The 23,630-nt window shown below is 75.4% G+C and carries 16 protein-coding genes; 11 read left to right on the top strand and 5 right to left on the bottom strand.

Features of this window, described 5'->3' with window-relative positions:
- Positions 1–86: 86 nt before the first annotated feature.
- Positions 87–719 carry a response regulator transcription factor gene (locus IF83_RS0122640; RefSeq protein ID WP_030547004.1) on the bottom strand — a complete coding sequence of 211 codons (633 nt, stop codon included), beginning with the start codon at positions 717–719 and terminating at the stop codon, positions 87–89.
- On the bottom strand, positions 719–2,017 hold the full coding sequence (locus IF83_RS0122635) for a sensor histidine kinase (protein WP_394297365.1): 1,299 nt from the start codon (positions 2,015–2,017) through the stop codon (positions 719–721). Before IF83_RS0122635 ends, IF83_RS0122640 begins: the two co-directional genes overlap by 1 nt.
- 368 nt (positions 2,018–2,385) lie before the next feature.
- Between IF83_RS0122635 and IF83_RS0122630 the strand changes: the two genes are divergently transcribed.
- The 4 genes from IF83_RS0122630 (at position 2,386) to IF83_RS0122615 (ending at position 9,725) form a co-directional block, all read left to right on the top strand.
- Complete coding sequence (locus IF83_RS0122630; RefSeq protein ID WP_030547000.1) at positions 2,386–3,123, top strand: ABC transporter ATP-binding protein; 738 nt, start codon at positions 2,386–2,388, stop codon at positions 3,121–3,123.
- Entirely contained in the window at positions 3,117–5,573 is a 2,457-nt protein-coding gene (locus IF83_RS0122625; protein ID WP_030546999.1) for an FtsX-like permease family protein, read from the top strand. Before IF83_RS0122630 ends, IF83_RS0122625 begins: the two co-directional genes overlap by 7 nt.
- Positions 5,574–5,816: 243 nt before the next feature.
- Positions 5,817–7,961, top strand: coding sequence for an MMPL family transporter (locus tag IF83_RS0122620; RefSeq protein ID WP_051723177.1), 2,145 nt, complete (start codon positions 5,817–5,819; stop codon positions 7,959–7,961).
- Between the two features lie 321 nt (positions 7,962–8,282).
- Entirely contained in the window at positions 8,283–9,725 is a 1,443-nt protein-coding gene (locus IF83_RS0122615; protein ID WP_030546993.1) for an FG-GAP-like repeat-containing protein, read from the top strand.
- Positions 9,726–10,144: 419 nt separating this feature from the next.
- On the opposite strand, the gene IF83_RS0122610 is transcribed toward IF83_RS0122615, so the two are convergent.
- Positions 10,145–10,510, bottom strand: a complete 366-nt coding sequence (locus IF83_RS0122610) for a DUF2795 domain-containing protein (protein ID WP_051723175.1) — start codon at positions 10,508–10,510, stop codon at positions 10,145–10,147.
- A gap of 333 nt (positions 10,511–10,843) precedes the next feature.
- On the bottom strand, positions 10,844–11,398 hold the full coding sequence (locus IF83_RS33855) for a hypothetical protein (RefSeq protein ID WP_051723174.1): 555 nt from the start codon (positions 11,396–11,398) through the stop codon (positions 10,844–10,846).
- A 512-nt stretch (positions 11,399–11,910) separates the two neighbouring features.
- Here IF83_RS33855 and IF83_RS0122595 point away from each other — a divergent pair.
- From IF83_RS0122595 to IF83_RS0122580, 4 genes are all read left to right on the top strand, one after another.
- Positions 11,911–14,874 (top strand): cation-translocating P-type ATPase, encoded by a 2,964-nt coding sequence (locus IF83_RS0122595; protein ID WP_078843753.1) that lies wholly within the window; start codon positions 11,911–11,913, stop codon positions 14,872–14,874.
- Positions 14,871–15,530, top strand: a complete 660-nt coding sequence (locus IF83_RS0122590) for a potassium channel family protein (RefSeq protein ID WP_030546986.1) — start codon at positions 14,871–14,873, stop codon at positions 15,528–15,530. The genes IF83_RS0122595 and IF83_RS0122590 overlap by 4 nt, the downstream gene beginning before the upstream one ends.
- Positions 15,527–16,180 carry a potassium channel family protein gene (locus IF83_RS0122585; RefSeq protein WP_030546984.1) on the top strand — a complete coding sequence of 218 codons (654 nt, stop codon included), beginning with the start codon at positions 15,527–15,529 and terminating at the stop codon, positions 16,178–16,180. The genes IF83_RS0122590 and IF83_RS0122585 overlap by 4 nt, the downstream gene beginning before the upstream one ends.
- Positions 16,181–16,298: 118 nt before the next feature.
- On the top strand, positions 16,299–16,976 hold the full coding sequence (locus tag IF83_RS0122580) for a CBS domain-containing protein (RefSeq protein ID WP_030546982.1): 678 nt from the start codon (positions 16,299–16,301) through the stop codon (positions 16,974–16,976).
- Positions 16,977–17,050: 74 nt separating this feature from the next.
- On the opposite strand, the gene IF83_RS0122575 is transcribed toward IF83_RS0122580, so the two are convergent.
- On the bottom strand, positions 17,051–19,789 hold the full coding sequence (locus IF83_RS0122575) for a cation-translocating P-type ATPase (protein WP_078843752.1): 2,739 nt from the start codon (positions 19,787–19,789) through the stop codon (positions 17,051–17,053).
- Positions 19,790–20,562: 773 nt separating this feature from the next.
- Between IF83_RS0122575 and IF83_RS0122570 the strand changes: the two genes are divergently transcribed.
- The 3 genes from IF83_RS0122570 to IF83_RS0122560 all read left to right on the top strand — a co-directional run bounded on the left by IF83_RS0122570 (position 20,563) and on the right by IF83_RS0122560 (position 23,566).
- Entirely contained in the window at positions 20,563–21,429 is an 867-nt protein-coding gene (locus IF83_RS0122570) for a universal stress protein (protein WP_030546978.1), read from the top strand.
- 578 nt (positions 21,430–22,007) lie between these two features.
- The gene (locus IF83_RS0122565) at positions 22,008–22,433 is read left to right on the top strand and encodes a hypothetical protein (protein WP_030546977.1); all 426 of its coding nucleotides are present in this window, start codon (positions 22,008–22,010) and stop codon (positions 22,431–22,433) included.
- A gap of 464 nt (positions 22,434–22,897) precedes the next feature.
- Positions 22,898–23,566, top strand: coding sequence for a helix-turn-helix domain-containing protein (locus IF83_RS0122560; RefSeq protein ID WP_244177174.1), 669 nt, complete (start codon positions 22,898–22,900; stop codon positions 23,564–23,566).
- Positions 23,567–23,630: the final 64 nt, after the last annotated feature.

The following is a 23,630-nucleotide window of genomic DNA, read 5'->3' as shown; positions in this document are numbered from 1 at the left end:
GGCGCCTCCGGCGGGCCTCCGGCTCCCCGCAACCCGGACGTTCCGGGAACACCACACGGGTCCGCGCGGCCCGGCCCGGCCGCCGGTCAGGCCCGCAGGTAGGCCAGAACGGCCAGCACCCTGCGGTGGGTCCCGTCCGCCGGAGGCAGGTCCAGCTTGGTGAGGATGCCGTTGATGTGCTTGCCGATCGCGGCCTCCGAGACCACCAGCTCCTTCGCGATCGCGCTGTTGGACCTGCCTTCCGCGATCAGCGCCAGCACCTCGCGCTCGCGCGGCGTGAGCCGCTCCAGCGGATCGCGGCGACGGCGCAGCAGGCGGCGCACCACCTCCGGGTCGACCACGGTCCCGCCGTCCGCCACCTCGTGCAGGGCGTCGACGAACTCCTCGACCTGGCCGACACGGTCCTTCAGCAGGTAACCGACCCCGGAACCGTCGCCGGAGTCCAGCAGCTCAGCGGCGTAGGTCCGCTGCACGTACTGGCTGAGGACCAGAACCGGCAGAGCCGGCCGCTTCTCGCGCAGCCGCACCGCCGCGTGCAGCCCTTCGTCCTGAAAACCGGGCGGCATCCGCACGTCCGTCACCACGATGTCGGGGGCGTGCTCCTCAACTGCGGCGACCAGCGACTCCGCGTCGGCCACGGCGGCCACCACCTCGTTGCCGGAGCGGCCGAGCAGACCGATGAGTCCTTCCCGCAGCAGCACGCTGTCCTCGGCCAGCACTACGCGGAGCGATGGTCTCCCTCGGTCAACTCGCAAGGAAACTCCACAAGTAACAGCGTCGGTCCCCCCGGCGGGCTGGCCAGGGCAAGTCTGCCATCCAGGACGGACACCCGGTCCGCGAGGCCGGTGAGCCCGCTGCCCAGCGAGGCATCGGCGCCGCCTGTGCCGTCGTCGCGCACCTGGAGGAACAGGCGGCCGTCTCGGTGACATCCGCTCACCTGCGCACGGCCGGCGCCGCTGTGCTTGGCGACGTTGGCGAGCGCTTCGCAGACCGCGAAGTACGCCGCGGATTCGACCGCTGAGGGCAGTCGGCCCGGCAGTTCGAGGTCGATGTCGACGGGGATCGCGGAGCGGTCCGCGGCGTCGGCGACCGCGGCTTCCAGACCGTAGTCCGCGAGGACCCTGGGATGGATGCCGTGGATGAGCTCGCGCAACTCCGCGAGAGCCTTGTCCGCCTCCTCATGGGCCTTGGCGAGGTGGTCGGCGAACTGACCGGGCGGTGCGTCCAGCCGTGCCAGGCCCAGGGCCATCGTCAGGGCCACCAGCCGCTGTTGCGCGCCGTCGTGCAGATCGCGTTCGATGCGGCGCCGCTCCGCTTCGAAGGCGTGCACCAACCGGGAGCGGGACCGGGTCAACTCGGTCACCCTTGCGTCGAGTTCGCCCTCGTGGGAGGTGATCAGCAGCCGGGTCAGCCCGGCACGGGCACCCGCCGCGACGCCGAGCGCGTAAGCGCACAGGCCCATGAGGACCAGGCCCAGCAGGGCGACGCCGTACGCGGTGGGCCACGTGGTGATCGTCCACAATTTGAGCACCTTGGTCTCCTGGCCGTCGCCGACCGTGGCCATCAGCAGCGGGGTGGCGACCATAGCCAGGGGGAAGAGAAGGGCCGCCGTGAGCACCAAGGCGTCAACCGGCCACAGCAGCCCGGCGAACAGCAGCACGAACCCGAGCTCCCGCCACGTCGCCTGTTCGCGCAGCCGGGTGGTCAGCCAGGCCCACAGGCCCGGCGCGACCGGCCCCCGGTGCCGTCCGGGTGCCGGATCACAGTCGATCAGGCTCAGCCTGCGCCGCTCCACCCAGGCCACCGGAATTCCGGTCAGCGCGACCACCACGAGCAGGGGAAGTCCCACCACCGTGATGGCGAGCGCCCCGGCGAACGCCGCCACCGTCACGACCCCCACCAGGGCGGTGGCACCGGCCGCCGCTCCGGTGAGCAGATAGGCGACGGAACGCCAGGGCCACGCCGACAGCAGGAAGCCCGGCCGGGACATGGCCTGCCACACATTCCGAGGACGCATGGGGAGCACCGTAGGAGCGGGAACCGGCCCGGCGCCATCGGTCCAGGGCCCGGGCCGGGGGTAGGGCCGGACCTACCCCCGGCAGGCCCTGCCCCGGCGGGGCGAGGAGATACGGGCCCCTGCCGCTCTCCCCCGCAGGCCGTCGTACGGCACCCGGGCGACCGCGGCCCGGGGTGAGCGGGGCCGAGGCCGCAGGATAGGTCTGGCCTTACCTCAAGTCTCGTCCCTGCCCCACTGCGCCGTGAGGCGCCGTCACGGTTTCGTGGAGACACCGCCGACACGACGGAGACGGCGGTGTCCGAAGGCGGCTTGGCCGGCTGAGCGGCTGCCGGGGATGGCAGGAACGACAGCGACATGAGGGGAAACGCATGACCAACGACGCGATCCGCCTGTGCTCCGTAACCCGGCGTTACGGCTCGGGCAGCGCCGCCGTCACCGCTCTCGACGAGGTGTCGTTCGCTTCCCCGGAGGGGACGTTCACCGCCGTCATGGGTCCGTCCGGCTCCGGCAAGTCGACCCTGCTGCAGTGCGCGGCGGGTCTGGAGCGGCCCACTTCGGGCTCGGTCACCGTGGGCGGGACCGACCTGAGCGAGCTGAGCGAGACCGGACTGACCCTGCTGCGTCGCGAGCGCATCGGCTTTGTGTTCCAGTCGTTCAACCTGCTGTCCTCGCTGACCGCCGAACAGAACGTCGCCCTGCCGCTGCGGCTGGCCGGCCACCGTCCCGGGAAAGCCCGTGTGCGCGGGGTGCTCGAACAGGTCGGACTCGGTGACCGGGCGCGGCACCGGCCGACGGAGATGTCCGGAGGCCAGCAGCAGCGGGTCGCACTGGCCCGAGCGCTGATCACCCGTCCGGAAGTGCTGTTCGGCGACGAGCCGACCGGCGCGCTCGACTCGCGGACCGGCCGCGAGGTGCTGACCCTGCTGCGCCGCATGGTCGACCGGGACGGCCGGACGATCATCATGGTCACCCACGACCCCGTCGCGGCCTCCTACGCCGATCGCGTCGTCTTCCTCGTCGACGGCCGTGTCAACGGCGAGCTGACCGGCGCCTCCGCGGAGGGCATCTCGGCGCGGATGACCAGGGTCGAGGCCGTGCCGTGCTGAGCACCGCCCTGCGCACCCTGCGCACTCGCTGGGTCACCTTCGCCGGCAGTTTCGTCGCCCTGTCCCTCGGTGTGGCGCTGATCGCCGTCATGGGGCTGGCTCTGGCGTCCTCGCTGGACGCACCCGACCGAGGGCCGGAGCGGTTCGCCGCCGCGCCGGTCGTCGTCAAGGGCCAGGACACCCTCGTGGTGCCCACCCCGGCCGGCGACCGCTCCCGGAAGCTCGCGCATCCACGTTCCGTGCCCGGCGACGCGGTGGCGAAGCTGCGGGACCTGGGGACAGTCGTCGAGGACCGGTCGTTCGCCGTGCGGGCCGAGGGCGGGCCCGCCGATCTGGTGGGCCATCCCTGGTCCACTGCGGCCTTCGCGCCGTACGAGCTCGCCGCGGGACGCGCGCCCGAGACCGGGGACGAGGCGGTGATCAGCGGCGACTGGGCCCGTCCGGGCACACAGGTGCGGACCGGCGGCGGCACGGTGCGCGTCGTCGGCACCGTGGCCGGCCTCGGCTTCGAGAACGCCATCTTCTACACCGACACCCGCGCCGCCGAACTGTCGCCGCGCAGCCTTCAGCTCGTGGTCGACGCCGATGCGGCGGCCGTGCGCGAGGCGGTGCGCGGCAGCGAGGGCGTCCAGGTCCTCACCGGGGACGCGCGCCGGTACGCCGACGCCGACCCCGACCGGGACAGCGAGGCCCTCACCGCGATGAACGCCATGTTCGGCACGGCCGGTGGCGTCACCGGGTTCGTATCGGTGTTCGTGGTGGCCTCGACCTTCGCGTTCGCGGTGGCCCAGCGGCGCCGCGAGTTCGGGCTGCTGCGGATCGCCGGGGCGACCCCGGGGCAGATCCGCCGCATGGTCGTCCACGAGGCGCTCGCGGTCGGTGTGCTCGCCTCGGCCGCCGGCTGCGTGCTCGGATACCACGGGGCGCCGAAGCTCGCCTCGTGGGCGGTCGAAGAGAGCCTCGCGCCGCGCTGGTTCACCATCGGCGACTACACCTGGCCGTACCACGTGGCGTTCGGGACAGGTCTGTTCGTGGCACTGTGCGGCGTTCTGGCCGCCTCGTGGCGAGCGGGGCGCACGGGTCCCACCGAGGCGCTGCGCGAGGCGTCCGTGGACACCCGGACGATGACATGGGGCCGTCGGCTGTTCGGCGCGGCCCTGCTCGTCACCGCCGCGGTAACGCTGGTCCTGGCCCTGGTGACGGACCCGGGCGACCTGCTGCGGCGCAAGACCTATGTGAGCCGGCCCATGCTGCTCATCACCGCGGTCGCGCTCCTCGCACCAGTGCTGGTGCGGCCACTGGTCCGGCTGCTCGCCTGGCTGCCGGCCCGGCTGCCGGGCGCCGTGGGCATGCTGGCGCGGGAGAACGCCGCCACCGGGGTCCGCCGCACGGCCGCCGTCGCCGCCCCCGTCCTGGTCACGGTCGCGCTGGCGGGATCACTGCTGGGCGCCACGGCCACGCTCAACGAGGCGAAGGCCACCGAGATCCGTGAGCGGACGACCGCCGACTTCGTCGTCAGCCCGGCGGGCGATGCCGGCTTCGACAGGGCGACGCTCCAGCGGCTGGACGCCGTGCCCGGGGCCGAGCTCTCCGCGACCGCGTCCAGCGCCGTGTACGCACTGGAGGAGGGCACGTCGCTCATCAGGTCCGATGCCAGGGCCGTCGATCCCCAAGGGCTCGCGGCGACAGCCCGTCTCCCGCTGGCGGCGGGGAAGGTGAGCGATCTGGACGATGACTCGATCATCGTCAACGAGGAGTGGGAGAAGCACACCGTGGGCGAGCGGGTTGACGTGTGGCTCGGCGACGGCACGAGGACGTCCCTGAGGATCGCCGCGGTCATGACCACCGGCACCGGCAACAACGGCGTCTACGTCACCCCGCGCAACGCCCCCGCGGCGCCCGTCGACCAGGTCGACGTACACCTCGCGAAAGGTGCCGGCTCGGGCACCGTGGCCGCCGGCCTGCGTCAGGCGGTGCGGGTGTCGGGCGGGGAGGTCCTCGCCGGGGACGCATGGGTGCGGGCGACGTACCCCGAGAGCAACCGGACGACCCGGATGGGCTTCTTCCTGGTCCTCGGGATCGCCCTCGTCTACACCGGCATCTCGCTGGCCAACACGATGGTCATGGCGACCTCCGACCGGACGCGCGAGCTGTCCGTGCTGCGGCTGACCGGAGCCACCCGGTGGCAGGTGCTGCGGTTGGTGGGTGCCGAGGCGCTGATGGTCGTCGTGGTCGGCGGGGTGCTGGGAGCGCTGGTCGCCGGGCTCAATCTGCTGGGCATGTGGAGCGCGCTGTGTCTGCTCTCGGTGTGGACCCCGATCGTGGTTCCGTGGACGGCGCTCGGTACGGTCGTGGGTGCCTGCGCGGTGCTCGCCGTGGTTTCGGCGGTGGCCCCGGCCGGCCTCTCCCTGCGCCGGACGGCGGTCGAGCAGGCGGGCGTACGGGATTAGCCCTCCGACGCGAGTGCGCCGGAGGGTGGCGAGGCTCCAGGCCCGCTGGGCACCCGCACCCGCACCCGGCCGCCGCGGCTGGTACGGGCGGCCCGCGGCCCGTACGGCCCCCGCCGCGGCCGGGCCGCCCCGCCCGCATCCGTGCGGACGGCTGATCACGAATGGGGGGCGTCGTGCACTCCCGGGAGGATCGGGGGCACGAGAATGGCGATGCGTTCCGAACGATCTCTCCGAGGGAGACCGATGCCGTCCACACCGCGAGCCGCCCGCTGGCTCGTACCCGCCCTGCTGCTCGTCGTCTGGCTGGGGATCGGCGGGGCCCTGGGGCCGTACGCCGGGAAGCTCAGCGAGATCGCCACCAACGACCAGTCGGCCTTCCTCCCCGAGAGCGCCGAGTCGACGAAGGTGATCGATGCTCAGAAGGCGTTCCGGCAGAGCGAGACGCTGCCCGCGATCGTCGTCTGGACCGCCGACGAGGGGAAGATCACGGGCGGTCAGCGGGAGGCGGCCACCGGCGCGCTGGCCTCGCTCTCCGACAGCCCCGGTGTCACGGGCAGGGTCTCCCCCGCCCTGCCCTCGGAGGACGGCCTGGCGCTGCAGGGCGTGGTCCAGCTCCGCGACGACCTGGGCGATGAGACCGGCGCCGCCCTGGACCGCATCGAGAAGGCGGCCGAGCGGGTTGACGGGACGTCGGTACGGATCGCCGGTCCCGCCGCCACCCAGAACGACCTCTCCGAGGCCTTCGCCGGCGTCGACGGACTGCTGCTCGGGGTGGCGCTCAGCGTGGTGCTGCTGATCCTGCTGCTGGTCTACCGGAGTGTGCTGCTGCCGCTCGTCATCATCCTCAGCGCGGTCTTCGCGCTGTCGCTGGCCACCGGCATCGTCTACGCCCTCGCCGAGCGCGATGTGGTGCGGGTGGACGGGCAGGTGCAGGGCATCCTCTTCATCCTCGTCATCGGCGCGGCCACCGACTACGCCCTGCTGCTCTCCGCCCGCTTCCGCGAGGAACTGCCCCTGAAGGAACAGCGGTTCGACGCCATGCGCGCCGCCGTGCGCCGGTCCGCCGGGGCGATCACGGCCAGCGCCGCCACCGTGGCGCTGGGCCTGCTCGCCCTGCTGCTCAGCGATCTGGCGAACAACAAGGCGCTCGGCCCGGTCGGCGCCATCGGCATCGTCTGCTCCGTCCTCGCCGCGCTGACCTTCCTGCCCGCCGCCCTGCTGCTCCTCGGCCGGGCCGCGTACTGGCCGGCCCGTCCCAAGCCCGTGGCGGACCCGGAGCACCCGGAGGCGCGGGGCGGCAGCATCTGGGCCCGGGTCGCCGCCTGGGTGGACCGGGCGCCGCGGAAGATCTGGGCCGTGACCCTCGCGGTGCTCGCCCTGTTCGCCGTCTTCGCGCCGCAGCTGAAGTCGGAGGGGGTGCCGCTGAGCGAGATCTTCGTCAACGACGCGCCGTCGGTCGCCGCGCAGCGCACGCTGAGCGAGCACTTCCCCGGCGGCACGGGCAATCCGGCGGTCGTCATCGCCGACGCCGACCGCGTCCGGGAGGTGACGCGGGCCGCGAACGGCACGGACGGCGTCTCCGCGGCCGCGCCCGTCACCGAGTCCGGGCGGCCCGGCGGGGGCGAGCCCCTGGTCGTGGACGGACGGGTGCGGATCGACGCCGTGCTGGAGGACGACGCCGACAGCAACGCCGCCCGGGCGACCGTGCAGCGGCTCCGGGACGCGGTGCACGAGGTGCCCGGCGCGGACGCCCTCGTCGGCGGCTACACCGCGCAGCAGTACGACACCCAGACCACCGCGCAGCGCGACCTGAAGGTGATCGTCCCGGTGGTGCTGGCCATCATCCTGGTGATCCTGGTGGCGCTGCTGCGCTCGCTGCTGCTGCCGGTGCTGCTGGTGCTCACCGTCGCCCTCAACTACGGGGCGACGATCGGGGTCGCCACGCTCGTCTTCGAGCACGTCTTCGGTTTCGGCGGGGTCGATCCGTCCGTGCCGCTGTACGGGTTCGTCTTCCTGGTGGCCCTGGGGGTGGACTACAACATCTTCCTGATGACGCGGGTCCGGGAGGAGGCGCAGCTCCGGGGCACCCGGCTGGGCGTCCTCAAGGGGCTGACGGCGACCGGCGGCGTGATCACCTCGGCCGGGGTGGTGCTGGCGGCGACGTTCGCCGCGCTGGTCGTCATCCCGCTGGCGTTCCTCGTCCAGATCGCGTTCATCGTGGCCTTCGGCGTGCTGCTGGACACCCTGGTGGTGCGGTCGCTGCTGGTGCCGGCGCTCACCCGGGACATCGGGCCGGCGGTGTGGTGGCCCAGCGCGCTGCGCCACGATCCGGCGGCCGCCGACCGGAGCCCCGGCGACGCGGGTGCCCGGTCCGGCGCCGGGGGCTGAGTCCGCCCGGCTCCGTACGGGACGCATCCGCCCGGCTCCCGTACGGGAGAACCGGCCGGAACTGCTACCGGGGCGTGCCGAACGGTGACATGACACCGCAACCGTTCGGCGCGTCCCGCCGTCGCCGCATCAACTGCCTTACGGAAGAGGTCAGTTCGGGCACCTCCGGGGCGTGCTGAACGGTGACATGGCACCGCAACCTTTCAGCCCGTCCCGTCGTCGTCAGAGATGTGCCGGACATGTTCACCGGGCCAACACACGCTTGCGGCCCGGTGAACACACGGCGCTCCGTTCCCGTGACGACTCCCGTGGAGGCCCTCTGTGCGTCGCCGTATCCGCCCGTCCCTCGTCGCGCGCTGCGCGGTCGTGGCCGCCCTCGCCACCGCCGCGCCGTCCCTTCTGGCACTCCCCGCGAACGCCGGGGAGAGCGCGCCGGCCGCCCGCCCGGCCGGGCTCGCGCCGCAGCCCGACTTCGACGGGGACGGCCACGCCGACGTCGCCTCCTCGGCTCCCGGCGGCACCATCGGCGGCCTGGCGGAGGCCGGGTACGTCGTCGTGGTGTACAGCTCCTCCGGCGGTGTGGAGACCGAACGGCGGCACGTCATCAGCCAGGCCACGGCCGGGGTCCCCGGCTCGCCGGCCGCCGGCGGCCGGTTCGGCCACCGCACGGTCGCCCGCGACCTCGACGGCGACGGCTACACCGACCTCGCCGTGGAGACCCCGGGAACCTCGTCCGTCACCGTCCTGTGGGGCTCCCGGTTCGGCCTGGACGGCGGCACCGTGCTGCCCGTCTCCGCCGGAACGAACGGCGACAGCCTGACCGGCGGGGACTTCAACGGCGACGGGCACGCCGACCTGGTCGGCGTCAGCTCGCTCTCCGAGGAATGGGGCGACCTGCGCATCCTCTACGGCCCGTTCACGCGCGCCGGTGCCCCGGCCCGCACGGCGGACGTGCCCACCGGCCGGGTGTTCGAGCCCCGGGACCTCGTCGCGGGCGACGTCACCGGTGACGGCCGGGACGACCTCGTCAGTCTGCACGACTTCGAGGAGATGACCGAACCGGCCATCTTCTGGCGCGGCACCGCCACCGGCCTCGCCCGCGGCAGCGCCTCCCCCGGCCGCGGCGCCACAGCGGTGATCGGTGACGTGGACGGCGACGGGTACGGGGACCTGGTGATGCGGATGGTGCCCGGCGGCGTCAACGAGGACCTGCCGTACGACGAGGGGTCGCTCAAGGTCGTGTACGGCACGGCGGACGGCCCCGGCACCCGGACGGCGGTCATCGACCAGGACACGGCGGGCGTGCCGGGCGCCGGTGAGGCGGGCGACCAGTTCGGCGCGGCCCTCGCCGCCGGGGACGGCACCGGCGACGGGCGCGCGGACATCGCCGTCGGCGTGCCGCACGAGGATCTGCCCGCGGGCGCCGACGCCGGTGCCGTCGTCCTGCTCAAGGGCGGCACGGGCGGGCTCTCCGGCAGTGGCGCGCGCGCCTTCCACCAGGACACGGCCGGCGTGCCGGGGATCGCCGAGGCCGGGGACCGCTTCGGCTCGGCCCTCGCCCTGCAGGACACCGACGGCGACGGCCGGGACGACCTGGCCGCCGGCGCGCCCCTGGAGGACGGTTCATTCCGGGACTCGGGCGCGGTGTGGGTGCTGCGCGGCGCCGCCGACTCGCTGACCACGACCGGGATCGTCTCGTTCGGGCCGTCGGCCTTCGGCGCCCCGGAGGCCGGTGCCCGGCTGGGCGGGGCGCTTCCGCGCTGAGGCCGCGGGAGGCTCCTTCGGCGGGCCGCCGGGCACCCGGGCGCGTGCCGGCCTTCGGCTCGGGACGGCCGACCGTTCGGCCGTCCGGGACGGGGCCGGGCGGGCCAGGTCGGCCGCCTCGAGGGTGCCGCGGACCCCGGAGGCGCTTCCGCGGGGAGGTTCGGGTGGCCGTTCGCCGGGGAGGCGTGCACGGGCCCGGGCTCCCGGCTCGGGCCGGTGGGCCACCGGGTCGGCCGGGCGGGCCGGGCGGGCCGCCTCGATGGTGCCGCGGACCCCGGAGGCGCTTCCGCGCGGAGGCTCCGTCGGCGGTCCGCCGGAACTCCGGGCACGGGCCCGGACTCCGGGCGCGGGCCGGCGAGCGGGCGGCTCGTCCGGACCGCCGGTCGGGCCGAACTGACCGGCGGCCGGGCCGGACGGACTCAGTGGTGCCGCGGCCCCTGGCGGGGGCCGGTGCCGGGCATCCTGCGCCGGTGCTCGAGCTCCTCCTCGACCGGGGGCTTGTCCGCGTCGCGCAGGTGCCGGGACAGATGCCGCTTGGCGCCCTTGCGGCCCTGTTCACCCTGCTGGCCGGGGCTGTGGCCGAGGTCGGAGTCCGGGTCGACCCGGACGGAGTGGGCCACCTGTTCGCGGTTCTCGTACCGCTCGGCCGGGATGCCGCGCAGCGCGGCCACGGCCGCCTGGGAGGCACCGCCCACCTTCGCGGCCCGGATGAGTTCGTCCTTGCCGGCCGGAAAGTCGACGTCCTTGATCGCGTGCAGGACCTGGGGGACGCTCGTGTGCGCCATGGCTCTCTCCTTGCCGCTCCTGGGGGTGCGTGCGCCGGGCTCCGCTGCGGCACGGCGCGCAGAGGGCCGGCCGGCCGGGAGGCGGCCGTTGCCCAGGACTGCCGGGTTCCCGGGCAAGAAGGATGAAACCCCGCATACCCGTCACCGCTGCCCGGGCGCCGGGGCGCGGCGCGGGGGCGTGCGCGGGACTCGGGGCGCGGGGGGCGAGCGGGGCCTCGGGCGGCCCGGCAGCCGCAGCAGCTCACGGCTGCTCACGGCTGCTCACGGCTGCTCACGGCTGCTCACGGCTGCTCACGGCTGCTCACGGCTGCTCACGGCTGCTCACGGCAAGTGTCAGCAGGCCACGGCCTTGGGGACGTCGGCACCCTGGTCGGCGAGGTCGCAGAGGGTCCGGAACGAGATCTTCCAGTCGCCGTCCTGCCGGACGGACTCCCCCTCCTTCTCCGGCCGGACCGGCTCGCCGCCGCTCAGGAGGGTGTAGCCGACCTCGGCGGCCCGCTCGGAGGTGAAGTCCACGGACTCGACGCGCACCCGCAGGTCGCGGGCCCGCTTGTCCTCGGCGAACCCCTGGATCATCAGCTCGTACTGCACGCCGTCCTCGACAAGAGCGGCCTTCTTCTCCACCGCCAGGTCCGGGTCGAAAAAGCCCCGCCAGGCCTTCCTGACCTCGTCCTCCGCCCGGTCCGGGTCGTCCGGGGCGGTCGCCGTCGGGCTCGGGGAGGCGGAGGAGGGCGTCCGCTCCGGGGTTGTGGTGTCCGCCGTCCCGGTGGCGGTCGACGGCGTCGTGGTCTTCTCGTCCCCGCCGTCGTCGCCGGAACCGCACGCGGCCGCGAACAGGAGAGCCGCGGCTGCCAGGAGCGCGGCCGGTCCCCGTGCCGCAGAAGTCATGATCGCCACCTTCCGGTTCCGCTTCTGGATGGGCCTACCCCTCGCCGGACGGCTCATTACCGTTCCGTGGGAGGGCAGTTGAACGCGGAACCGGACGGGCCGCGTTCGACGGAAGAGGCACGCTACCCGCCGCCCCGGGCAGCGACCCGGAACCGCGCCGGTCAGCACACTTCTCTCACCGGTCCTGCCCTCCCCGGCCGGGTCCACCGCCGCCGGCCCCCCGCCGCGTCCGGCGCGTCCCGGCGTGCGCGGCTCCGCCAACCGAGGCAGAACCGGCCGGGCCACTCCCGGCGGCCGGTGGAACGGGGTACGAAGGGGGGCGAGGCACAGCAGCGCCTCCCGTCACTCCCTGGAGGATGGTCATGGCTCCCTTCCCCGGCACCCGGCCGAGCCCCCCGCGCTTCCCCGGCACCCGGCCGGACCCCCGCGCGGGCGAAGCGGCGGCGGCCCCGGTCCGCGCCGGGGTCCGCGTCCACCGGGCCGTCCGCCGGGCCGTCCACCGGGCCTGAGCGATGACCGCGAAAGCCCGCAGCATCTCCCCGGGTGGTGACGGCGCCCCGGGCGCCCCGGAGGCGGCCGGCCCCGCCCTGGAGGCCCTGCCGCCCGCCGAGGTCTACGACGCCCTGGACTCCTCCCCGCGGGGCCTCTCCCCGGCCGCCGCCGAGGAGCGCCGGGCCCGGTACGGCGCCAACGAGCTGCCGCGCGCGGCCCGGGCGGGCCTGGGGCGGCAGGCGCTGGCGCAGCTCACCGACCTCTTCGCCGTCGTCCTGCTCATCGCGTCGGCGATCACCTTCCTCGCCTACTGGCTGAGCGAGCCCCGGGACGCGGGCCGGCTCCAGCTGGCCGTGGCCATCCTGTGCGTGGTGGCGCTCAACGCCGTCATCGGCTTCACCCAGGAGTACTCGGCGGAGCGCACGGCGGAGTCGCTGCAGGCCATGGTTCCGCACGTCTGCGGGGTCCTGCGGGACGGCAGACGGCAGGAGCTGCCGGCGCAGGAGCTGGTCCCGGGGGACGTGGTGGTGCTGGAGGCCGGTGACGCCGTACCCGCGGACTGCCGGCTCGTCGAGGCGCACGAGCTGTCCGTCAACAACGCGTCGCTGACCGGGGAGAGCGATCCGGTGCGCCGTGACAGCGCCCCGATGGCGGTCCCCGGTCCGCTGACGGACGCGCGCAACTGCGTCTTCATGGGTACCGACACGGTGGCCGGCGCGGGGAAGGCCGTGGTGTTCGCGACCGGGGCGGCCACCGAGTTCGGCCGCATCTACCGGCTGACCGCCTCCGCGTCCCGGCAGCGGACCCCGCTGCAACTCCAGGTCGCGGCCATGGCGCGGCGCGTGGCGGGGACCGCGCTGGCCATCGGCGCGCTGCTGTTCGCCGTCCGGCTCCCCGGCGACGACACGGTCGAGGCCTTCGTCTTCGCCCTCGGGGTGATGGTGGCCCTCGTCCCGGAGGGGCTGCCCGCGACGCTCTCGGTGTCGCTGGCGATCGGCGTGCGGCGGATGGCCCGCCGCAACGCCCTGGTGAAGCGGCTGCTGGCGGTGGAGGCGCTGGGCTCGACCACCGTGGTGCTGACCGACAAGACCGGGACGCTGACGCAGGCGGAGATGACCGTCACCCGGGTGTGGGCCGACGGGGCGCTCCACCCGGTGTCCGGCGTCGGCTACGCCCCGGAGGGAGAGGTGGCGGACCCGGCGCCGCAGGTACGGGAGCTGCTGCGGGTGGCGGCGCTCTGCTGCAACGCCAAGCTCGTGCCGCCGGGTGGCGGCGGAGACGGAGGAGGTACCGGGGGCGGCCGCGGGCGGGGCGGGCGGGACGGGAACTGGCGGGTGCTCGGCGACACCACCGAGGGGGCGCTGCTCGTGGCGGCGGCCAAGGCCGGGCTCGATCCGGCCGCCGAGGAGGCCGCCTCCCCGCGGGTCGCGGAGCATCCGTTCGACCCGGGCCGCAAGCTCATGAGCACCGTGCACCGCGCGCCGGGCGGCGGCTTCCTCGTCCACGCCAAGGGGGCCCCGCAGGAGTTGCTGGCCCGCTGTACGCACATCGGCCGGGCGGACGGGGCGCTGCCGCTCACCGAGGAGTCCCGGGCCGGTGTCGTCGCCGTCAACGACGAGCTGGCCGCTCAGGGGCTGCGGGTCCTCGCGGTCGCCGTCCGGCGGGCGGAGGGGCCCGGCGAGGACCGCGACACCGCCGAGTCCGGGCTGACCCTGCTCGGCCTCACCGGCATGCTCGACCCGCCACGGCCCGAGGTCAGCGAGGCCGTGGACGCCTGCCGACGAGCGGGCATCCGCATCGTCATGGCGACCGGCGACCATCCGCTCACCGCGGAGGCCGTGGCGCGCAAGGTGGGGATCGTCCGCGGGCGCGAGCCGGTCGTCGTCACCGGCAAGCGGCTGGACGCCCTCGGCGACGCGGCGCTGGACGAGCTGATGGCCGGCGTGCCGGAGCTGCTGCTGTGCCGGGTCAGCCCCGAGCACAAGACGCGGGCCGTGACCGCCCTTCGGCGGCGCGGCGAGGTCGTGGCCGTCACCGGCGACGGCGCGAACGACGCCCCGGCGCTGAAGCACGCCGACATCGGGGTGGCGATGGGCGCATCCGGCACCGACGTGGCCCGGGAGGCCGCGGTCATGGTGCTGCTGGACGACTCCTTCGCCTCCATCGCGACCGCCGTGCGGCTGGGCCGCTCCGTCTACCAGAACATCCGCAAGTTCCTGGTCTACGTCTTCAGCAGCAACATCGGCGAGCTGGGCCCCATCGTCGCGGCGACGTTCACCGGCTTCCCGCTCGTCCCGATCAGCGCGGTGCAGATCCTGGCCATCGACCTCGGCTCGGACGTGCTGCCGGCCCTGGCGCTCGGGGCGGAGCCGCCGGAGTCCGACGTCATGGACCGGCCGCCGCGCGCCCGCCGGGAACGCCTGTTCTCGCTGGTGGTGATGCGCCGGATCCTCTTCCTCGGCGGCATCCAGGCGCTGGGCGTGACCGGTGTCTTCTTCTGGCACATCCACGCCTCCGGCATCCCGTTCGCCGAGTTCACCGAGGACCACCCGGTGTACCGGGAGGCGGTGACGATGGTGCAGGCGGGCATCGTGCTCAGCCAGTTCTTCGTGGGCCTGGCCGTGCGCACCGACCGGCAGAGCCTGCTCCGGGCGGGCCTGTTCTCCAATCCGTGGCTGCTGGGCGCCGGTGCCGTCGGCATCGCCCTGATGGCCTGCGTCAGCTATGTGCCCGTGCTCCAGGGGGTGTTCAACACCGCACCGCTCGCGGCGGCCGACTGGGCGGTGCTGACCGGGCTCGGGGTGCTGCCGCTGGCCGCCGACGAGCTCCGCAAGGCGTGGCTGCGTCGCCGCCGTCCGGAGAGCGGCGAGCGGGCCGCCCGGGGCGGCGGGCGCGCGGACGGCGGCGGGCCGGCCGGACGCCGCGAGCCGGCGGACGGCGGGGTGGCCACCGCCCGGACTCCAGGAAGAGAAGAGGACCGATGAGAGTGATCATCGCGGGCTGCGGGCGGACGGGTTCCACCCTCGCCGCCCAGCTCGCCGCCGAGGGCCACGACGTACGGATCATCGATCCGCTGCCCGCGGCCCGGCGGCTGCTGCCGGCCGGCTTCTCCGGCGCCTTCCACACCGGCAGCGGCTTCGGCCGCCCCGCCCTGGAGGCCGCCGGGATCGAGCACGCCGACGCGTTCGTGGCCCTGACCTCCGGCGACAACCGCAATCTCGTCGCCGCCCGCACGGCCAAGGAGACCTACCGGGTCCCCATGGTCGTCGCCCGCATCCACGACCCGCGCCGCAAGGAGCTCTACCGGGCTTTCGGCATTCCCACGGTGGCCGGTGTCCGGTGGACCGTCCAGCAGATCCACCGCACCCTGCTCCACCGCCACCTCGACCCCGAACTGACCTTCGGCAACGGGGAGACGCTGCTCGTCCGCTCCGAGCTGCCCGGCTACCTCACGGGGCGGCGGCTGGCGGAGTTCGACGTGGACGGGGAGATCCGGGTCGTGGAGGTGACCCGGGGCGGCCACTCCCTCGTCCCGGCGCACAACACCGCGGCGGAACCGTCCGACATCGTCACGTTCGCCGTCGCCGCCACCGCCCTCGGCACGCTGCGCGGCTTCCTCGGCAAGGAGCTCGGAACATGAGAGCGATCATCGCGGGCGCCGGCCGGATGGGCGGGCGGATCGCGCGCGTCCTCGCCACCGAGCACGACGTCACCCTCGTCGACCTCGACGAACGCCGGCCGGCCGGCCCGGCGGACGGGGCGGGCCCCGGCGTCGTCCTGGGAGACGCGTGCGAGCCGGCCGTGCTCGAGCACGCCGGGGTCCACACCGCCGACGTCCTCATCGCCGCCACCGACCGGGACGAGGACAACCTCGTCATCAGCCATCTCGCCAAGAACCGGTTCGCCGTCCCCCGGGTCGCCGCCCGGGTCAACGACCCCGAGAACACCTGGCTGTTCGACGAGCACTGGGGCGTGGACATCGCGGTGCCCGCCGACATGCCGCTGGTCGCCCTGGTCGAGGAGGTCGCCGGCGCGGTGGACACCGTGTCCCTGCTCCGGCTGGGGCAGACGGGGGTGGGTGTCGTCGAGACCCTCGTCTCCGCCGGTTCCCGCGCGGACGGCCGCCGGATCGACGACCTGCGGCTGCCCGCCGGCACGCTCGTCGCCGCCGTCATCCGCGAGGGCGAACCCGTGTTCCCCACCCGTGATCTGCCGCTGCGGCCGGGGGACATCCTCTTCCTCGTCTCCCACACCGCCACCGAGCAGGAGATCCGCTCGGCCGTCCAGTGACGTCCCCGGGCCGGTCCCGCCGGCGGCGTCCCGCTGGCGGACGGTGCGGCGCGGTGCTGTTCTGGTACCGGGCCCCGGCCCCGGAGGGGACGGGCGGACGCGCGAGAGGAGCGGGACGGTGCGCCATCGCACGGTCGGAGAATTGATGACCCGGGACGTCGTGTCCGCCCGGCCGGACACCTCGTTCAAGGAACTCGCCGGGCTCCTGGCCGCCCACGGGGTCGCGGCCGTGCCGGTCGTCGACGCCACGGGCCGCCCCATCGGCGTCGTCTCCGAGAACGACCTGCTGCGGAAGGCCACCGACCGGCCGGAGACCGGGGACGGTCCTTCCCCCATGCCGCACCTGGAGGCCTGGGAGCGCGCCAAGGCCGAGGGGGCCCGGGCCGAGGAGATCATGTCGGCGCCGGCCGTGTGCGTCCGCCCGGAGTGGACGGTCGTGGAGGCCGCCCGGCTGATGGAGATCCACGGGGTCAAGCGGCTGCCCGTCGTGGACGCGGCCGACCGGCTGCTGGGCATCGTCAGCCGCCGCGACCTGCTGCGGGTCTTCCTCCGCACGGACGAGGCGATCCGCGAGGAGATCCGCCGGGACCTCCTGGCGGAGACCTTCGGGGACGCCGCCCGGGAGGTGACGGTCGAGGTGACGGACGGGCAGGTCCGGCTGGAGGGCGCGGTGGCGTCCCGGCGGCTGGTGCCCGTCCTCGTCCGGCTGTGCCGGAGCGTGGACGGTGTCGTGGACGTGCGCGAGCACCTCGCCCACGACGACGCGGGGCCGGTCCGCGAGGGCCCCGACATCTGACGGGGCCGGCACGGCGCGGGCACCGCCCGCCCGGCACGCGCCTCTCGTGCGGCGTGCCCGGCCGGGCCTCCGGCTCAGCGGCCCGCCCGTGCCCGGCTCTCCGTGGCCCCGGACGTCCCCGGAGTTCCGGAAGCCGAAGGGGCGTTCGGGGCCCCCGGGCCGGCCGCCCGCTCCCCGCCGGCCGACAGCCGCGTCTGCAGGCGCATCGCGGCGTAGCCGACCGCCGAGAGGGCGCAGCCGATGGCCAGGTCACCCGCGCTCAGCGCCTCCGTGCCGAGCAGCTTCTGCAGCGGCGGCAGATAGACGCCCGCGATCTGCAGCGCCAGCGCGACGGCGATCCCGACGAGCAGGAACGGGTTGGTGAAGGTGCCCGGCCGCGCCCGCGAGGCCAGGCCCACCCCGAGCTGGGTGGCGCCCAGCACCAGGAAGATCATGGTCTGCCACGGCCGTCCGGTCTCGTGGGCCCAGACGCCGGCTCCCAGCGAGGCCGCGGTGATCACCAGGCCCATGGCGAGGATGCGCGGCCACAGTCCCGCGCCGAGCACGCTCTCCTCCGGCGGCCTCGGCGGCTGCCGCATGGTGTCGGGGGCCACCGGCTCGGCGCCGAGGGCCACGCCCGGAAGGCCGTGGGTCAGCAGGTTGATCCAGAGGATCTGGGCGGGCAGCAGCGGCAGCGGCATGCCGAGGAGCGGGCCGGTCAGCATCACCAGGATCTCCGCCGTGCCGCCGGCCAGCCCGTACAGCAGGAACCGCCGCACGTTGGCGTAGACGCGGCGGCCCTCCTCGACGGCGGCGACCACGGTACCGAGATCGTCGTCGGCCAGCACCAGGTCCGCGGCCTGCCGGGCCACCTCGGTACCGCGGCGGCCCATGGCGACACCGATGTCGGCGCGGTGCAGCGCCGGCCCGTCGTTGACGCCGTCGCCCGTCATGGCGACGACGTGCCCGGCACCGCGCCAGGCCTGCACGATGTCGAGCTTCTGCTCGGGGCTGGTGCGGGCGAAGACCCGCGGCTTGGTGAGGTCGCCGGCGGAGCCGTCGCGGATGCGGTCTCCGGTGGTCACCTCCTCCGCCTCCTCCCCGGCCTCCACGATGCCGAGGCGCCGCGCCACCACCCCGGCCGTCAGCGGGTGGTCGCCGGTGATGAGGACCGGGATGATCCCGGCCCGGCGGCAGGCCGCCACGGTCACGGCCGCCGCCTCCCGCGGCGGGTCGAGGATGCCGATGAGCCCCAGCAGATTCAGCCCGGACTCCCAGTCCTCGCCGTCCTCCGGCGGTTCCGCACGGTCCGCTACGGCGACGGCCAGCACCCGGTAGCCCTCCGCGGCCAGCTCCCCGGCGGCCTCCGCGGCCTCGGCGAGCGCCCCGGCGCCGTCGGCCAGCACCTCAGGGACGAGCACCACCTCGGGCGCGCCCTTGCAGATGACGCGCAGCCCGCCGCCGGGGCGGCGGTGGACGGTGGTCATCCGCGCCCGGTCGCTGGTGAACGGGATCTCCTCCGTCCGGGGCCACTGCCGGGCCAGCGCCTCCCGGTCGAGGCCCAGCCGGGCCCCGGCGGTGAGCAGGGCGGCCTCCGTCGGGTCGCCCAGGGCGTGCCAGTCGGCCTCGTCCCCCTGGGCGCTCGAACGGGCCTCGTCGCCCCGGCCCTCCGCGCCCCGGCCGTCCTGCTCGTCGGGGGCCTGGAGCGCGGCGTCGTTGCAGAGCACGGCGGCGGTGAGCAGCTCCGTGACGTCCGGTGCCGTGTCCGGCCGCAGTTCGGTGTCCGCGCGCTCCACCCGCCCCTCGGGGGCGTAGCCGGTGCCCGAGACCGCGGCCGTGCCGTGCCGGGTCCACAGCCGCTGGGCCGACATCCGGCCCTCGGTCAGGGTGCCGGTCTTGTCGGTGGCGATGACGGTGACCGAGCCCAGGGTCTCCACGGCCGGCAGCCGCCGCACGATCGCGTTGCGCTCCGCCATGCGCCGGGCGCCCAGCGCCAGCCCGAGCGTGACCACGGCCGGCAGCGACTCGGGCACGGCGGCGACCACCAGGCTGATCGCCGTGACCGCCATCAGCTCCGCGTCCTGCCCCCGCAGCAGCCCGATGACCAGCACCACGAGGCAGAGCGCCACGGCGACGGCGGCCAGGACCCGGCCGAACGCGGCGAGCCGTCGCTGCAGCGGCGTCGCCGAGGGCCTCGTCGTCATCAGCGCCGCGATCCGGCCGGTGGCGCTGTCCGCGCCGGTCGCGGTGACGACGAAGCGGGCCCGGCCCCGGACGACGACGGTGCCCGCCGACACGACGGGCCGCGGCTCCCCGTCCGCGGGCAGCGGCTTGCCCACCGGCTCCGCCTCGCCCGTCAGCGAGGACTCGTCGACGAGCAGCGCGGCCTCCTCCAGCAGCTCCCCGTCGGCGGGCACGATGTCGCCCTCGCCGAGCAGCACCAGATCCCCCGGCACCACCTCCGAGGACGGCACATGGCGCTCCTCGCCGCCCCGCACCACCCGGGCGCCGGGCGCGCTCAGCGCGCGCAGCGCCATGACGGCCCGCTCCGCGCGGACCTCCTGGACCACGCCCACGGCCGAGTTGACCACGACGACGAAGGAGATGATCGCAGTGTCGAGGTAGTCGCCGGTCGCGACGGTCAGCGCGATGGCCACCAGCAGGACCAGGATCAGCGGATCGCGCAACTGCGCGGCGATCCGGTGCCACAGCGGCGTGGGGCGGGCCGCGCTGACGATGTTCGGACCGTACCGCTCCAGCCGCGCGGCGGCCTCCCCCGCGGACAGACCGGCCGCGGGCGGTGCCGCCACCGGAGCCTCCTCATCCCTCACCATGCTCGCAGCCTTCCCGCAACGCCCGGGCCCTGCAACAGGGCCCGCGGGGTACGGGCGGGGCCGGTGGGCCCTTGCGCGGCACCGGCCGTCGGGCCCGCTGCCCGGTTCACCCGCGCGGTTGCCGCCGGGGAGGCGGGGCCGCATCGTGGAGAGTGGCCCCGCACGGCGCGGGCAGGCGCGGGCAGGCGCGGGGCCGGGCGGGCTCCGGCTCACGGGTCCGTACGGACCCGCCTCGATCCCCCCGCGGACCACCGAGCGGCCGGTCCGCGGGGGCCGGAGCGGCGGCGGTGTGGGGCGGCGGCGGACGTCGTGTCACGTGATGCCCCGGTACCGGACGCCTCGCCATGTGATGTGTCGTTACGAGACAACTGCCGTACGGTGCCCGGCTGTACGTCCGGCGCCGCCCGGCCGTGCGTCCGCAACGGCCGTCCGGGGGCCGTCGGCCCGGCTCCCCGCTGCCGTGCGTTCCCGGCGCGGAGCCGGGCCGGCGGCCCCGTCGGCGCGGGACCGCGGGACCGCGGGACCGCGGGTCCGTCCGCCACACGTCAGGGCCGGTGGGCCCCGCCAAGTGGCCCGCCGGGCCCTGCTGTCCGGGCACCGGCGGTGGTGTGCTGGGAGGAGACCGGGACACCTGCCCGGTGACGAGGGCACGGCGTCCGGCCCGCGTCGCGCCGCCTCCGGCCCGCCGGAGCGGCACGGCCGTCCGGCCCGGCGGAGGTCCCCCGGTTTCCGTAACCGGCCCGGGGACGATGCGAGTGGAGAGGTGACCGGTGATGGCGAGGAACGGTCCTGTGGTGGTGGGCGTGGACGGATCACCGTCCGGTCTGGAGGCTGTCGAGGTCGCGGCCCGCGAGGCGGGGTACCGCAACCGCCCGCTGCGGGTGGTGCACGCCTTCGTCTGGCCCTCGACGCACATGCCGCTGGGGGCGGTCGAGGGCGACCTGCGGTACGAGGCGAACCGGATCGTGGCCGAGGCCGAGGAACGGGCCCGGGCGACCGCCCCGGACGCGGAGATCTCGGGCGAGGTCGTCACCGGCGAGGCGCTCACCGTCCTGGAGGAGCGGTCCCGCGAGGCCGCCCTGGTGGTGGTCGGCAGCCGGGGCCTGGGCGGTTTCGCCCGGCTGCTGATCGGCTCGGTAGCGGGGCAGCTGGCGGCGCACGGCCACTGCCCGGTGCTGGTGGTCCGCGGCCGGACGGACGGCACCGGACCGGTGCTCGTCGGCGTCGACGGCTCCCCGGCGGGCGAGGCGGCGATCGGCTTCGCCTTCGAGGCGGCGGCGGCCCAGGAGACGGGGGTGGTCGCCCTGCACGCCTGGTCGGAGTGGAGCGTGCCGGTGCCGCCGCCCGAGGACAAGTCGGCCCCGTACGCCTACGAGCCCGGCATGCTCAAGGCCGACGAGGAGCGGCTGCTGGCCGAGTCGCTGGCCGGCTGGCGCGATCGGTACCCCGACGTGCCGGTCGAGCACCGGCTGGTGCGGGGGCGTGCCCGGGAGGCCCTGGTGGAGGCGAGTGAGGAGGCCCGGCTGCTGGTCGTCGGCGCGCGGGGCCGCGGCGGCTTCGCCGGGCTGCTGCTCGGCTCGGTCAGCCAGGCCGCCACCCAGCACGCCGGCTGCCCCGTGGCGGTCGTCCGCGAGGAGTGACGGTTGCGGGGCGGCACCGGACGTTCCGGGGCGGCACCGGACAGTTCCGGGGGCGGCACCACCCCATCGGTGCCGCCCCGGCGGGCCCGGCACGGCCGGCCGCCGCCCGGCGCGGTCCGGCACAGCACCGCCCGTCCAGTCCGGCCGGCACGGCACAGCCCGACGCGGTCCGGCACAGCACGGCCCGGCAAGTCCAGCCGGAACGGCCAGCACGGCCCGGGCTCAGCACAGCCAGGCAGGAACCGGCCCGGCACGGCTCGGACCGGAAGGGCGCGGCACAGTCCGGCAAGGGCACGGGCACGGTCCGGCCTGGCACGTTCCGGCGGTTCCGGCCCGGCACGGCCGCCCGCCCGTGCCGGAGCACAGCCGGCGGGTCGTCGGCCGAGCGCGTCCACACCCGCTCCGGTCCCCGTTCCCGTGCCGGCCGGAAGGCGGCCCGTACGGCCCCGCGGGACCGGGACGAACGTGATCAGCGGCAGGTCTCACGGCCCTCCGGGCGGGGCCGATGGGCCCTGGGTCCGGTGCGGCCCCGGCTGAAGACTGAAGTCGTCAGGAAGAGCGACGAGGGAGTGGTCCGAATGACAGCCAGGGAAACCGGAGTCCGCGGCACCGAGGCCGTGCGGGTGCGGGCCGAGGGCAAGGTCGACGAGGGGGTGCTGGAGTACCTCCGGGCGAAGATCGGCGCGGTGCTGGACCGGCAGGGGCTGCCTCCCGTGACCGGCGGGGTGCGGATCGCCAGGGCGAACGCCCACCACGCCGAGCACCCCTGGACCGCGGCGGCCGAACTGCGGATCGGCCCGGACCTCGTGGTCGCCCACGCCCGGGAGGCCACCAGCCAGGAGGCCACCGACCGCCTGCAGGACCGGCTGCGCCGCCAGGTGGAGCGGGCCCTCGACAGCCGGCAGACCGCGCGCCGTTCGGCCGCTCCGCCGCCGTGGCGCGGCGGAGCGGAGGGGGACGGCCCGCGCGCCGCGGCGGCACCCGCCGAGGGCCGGACGGCCTGACCCCGCGGGTCCGCCCGGTGCCCGGCGGCGCCACCGCCGCACACGCCCCCGGGGCACCGGGCGGACCCGGCTCCCTCGGCCGCGTCCGCCGGCCGGCACCACGGCCGGCGGACGCGGCCCCCGCGCGGCGGCCCGGACCCACCGCGGACCGGGCCCAGAGCGGGGCAGAACTCACCGCGGGCCGGACCCAGAGCAGGCCGGACCCACAGCGGGCCTGGCCCACCGCGTGCCGCACGGAGCGGCACGCCGCGTCCGGACCGGTCGCGGCGTGGGGCGCGCCGGGCCGTTCCCGGCCGTGCGACCCGTCATCGTCCCGGTCGACCACGACGGGCGGCGGTCCCCGGACACACGGCGCCCGCGCCGGGCGGCCGTCCCGGACAGGCGAGCGGCGGCGTACCGGGCCAACCTGGTGACGCGGGACCTGGCGACGGGGACCCCGAGCCGTGAAGGAAGGAAGCGTGGCCGTGTCGGAGAACGCTAAGGCCCACCGGACCCCGGAGCCCGGTGACATCGGGCGCCGCATCACCCTCCAGCGCGAGCGGCTCGGGCTCAGCCGCGAGGAGGCCGCGGCCCGGGCCGGTATGGCGCCGGGTTATCTGGCGTATCTGGAGGAGCACTCCGCCGATCCCAGCGCACCCGGCCTCGTCAGACTGGCCGGCGCGCTCGGGACGTCCGCCGACGCGCTGCGCGGTGTCGGCGCGGAGAGACCGCCCGGCCGGGGCAGGGCCGCGGCGCACCCCCACCTGGAGCCTCTCGGCGCCGAGGAGTGCTGGACCCTGCTCTCCTCGCGCGGCGTGGGGCGCGTCGGGCTGTTCCTGGCCGACGACCCCGCCATCATCCCGATCAACTACGTGGTCGACCACGGCCGGCTCGGCTACCGCACGACGCCCGGGAGCGTGCCCGCGCGGGCGGCGGGCCACCGCGTCGCCTTCGAGGTCGACGCCGTCGACGAGGCCATGAGCCGCGGCTGGAGCGTGCTCCTCGTCGGACGGGCCCAGCACGTCACGGACCCGGACCTCGTCGGCCGCCTGGTGGAACTCACCCATTCGGAGCCCTGGGCGGGCGGTGTGCGGGATTTCTGGGTGCTCATCGAACCCGAGCGGCTGTCCGGCCGCCGCATCGAGACGGACTGACACCGAGGCGGGCCGGACGGGACGGGCGCGGACGGGCGCGGACAGACGGGATCCCGGACCTCGG

The organism is Streptomyces albus subsp. albus, assembly GCF_000719865.1.
Lineage (GTDB): Bacteria > Actinomycetota > Actinomycetes > Streptomycetales > Streptomycetaceae > Streptomyces > Streptomyces albus_E.
This window is presented reverse-complemented; position numbering and strand designations above follow the sequence as displayed.

Coding starts and splice junctions, on each gene's coding strand:
- IF83_RS0122570 (WP_030546978.1), top strand. CDS start 20,563: ATGGCGAGGAACGGTCCTGTGGTGGTGGGCGTGGACGGATCACCGTCC.
- IF83_RS0122565 (WP_030546977.1), top strand. CDS start 22,008: ATGACAGCCAGGGAAACCGGAGTCCGCGGCACCGAGGCCGTGCGGGTG.
- IF83_RS33855 (WP_051723174.1), bottom strand. CDS start 11,398: ATGACTTCTGCGGCACGGGGACCGGCCGCGCTCCTGGCAGCCGCGGCT.
- IF83_RS0122630 (WP_030547000.1), top strand. CDS start 2,386: ATGACCAACGACGCGATCCGCCTGTGCTCCGTAACCCGGCGTTACGGC.
- IF83_RS0122620 (WP_051723177.1), top strand. CDS start 5,817: ATGCCGTCCACACCGCGAGCCGCCCGCTGGCTCGTACCCGCCCTGCTG.
- IF83_RS0122575 (WP_078843752.1), bottom strand. CDS start 19,789: ATGGTGAGGGATGAGGAGGCTCCGGTGGCGGCACCGCCCGCGGCCGGT.
- IF83_RS0122635 (WP_394297365.1), bottom strand. CDS start 2,017: ATGCGTCCTCGGAATGTGTGGCAGGCCATGTCCCGGCCGGGCTTCCTG.
- IF83_RS0122590 (WP_030546986.1), top strand. CDS start 14,871: ATGAGAGTGATCATCGCGGGCTGCGGGCGGACGGGTTCCACCCTCGCC.
- IF83_RS0122595 (WP_078843753.1), top strand. CDS start 11,911: ATGACCGCGAAAGCCCGCAGCATCTCCCCGGGTGGTGACGGCGCCCCG.
- IF83_RS0122610 (WP_051723175.1), bottom strand. CDS start 10,510: ATGGCGCACACGAGCGTCCCCCAGGTCCTGCACGCGATCAAGGACGTC.
- IF83_RS0122585 (WP_030546984.1), top strand. CDS start 15,527: ATGAGAGCGATCATCGCGGGCGCCGGCCGGATGGGCGGGCGGATCGCG.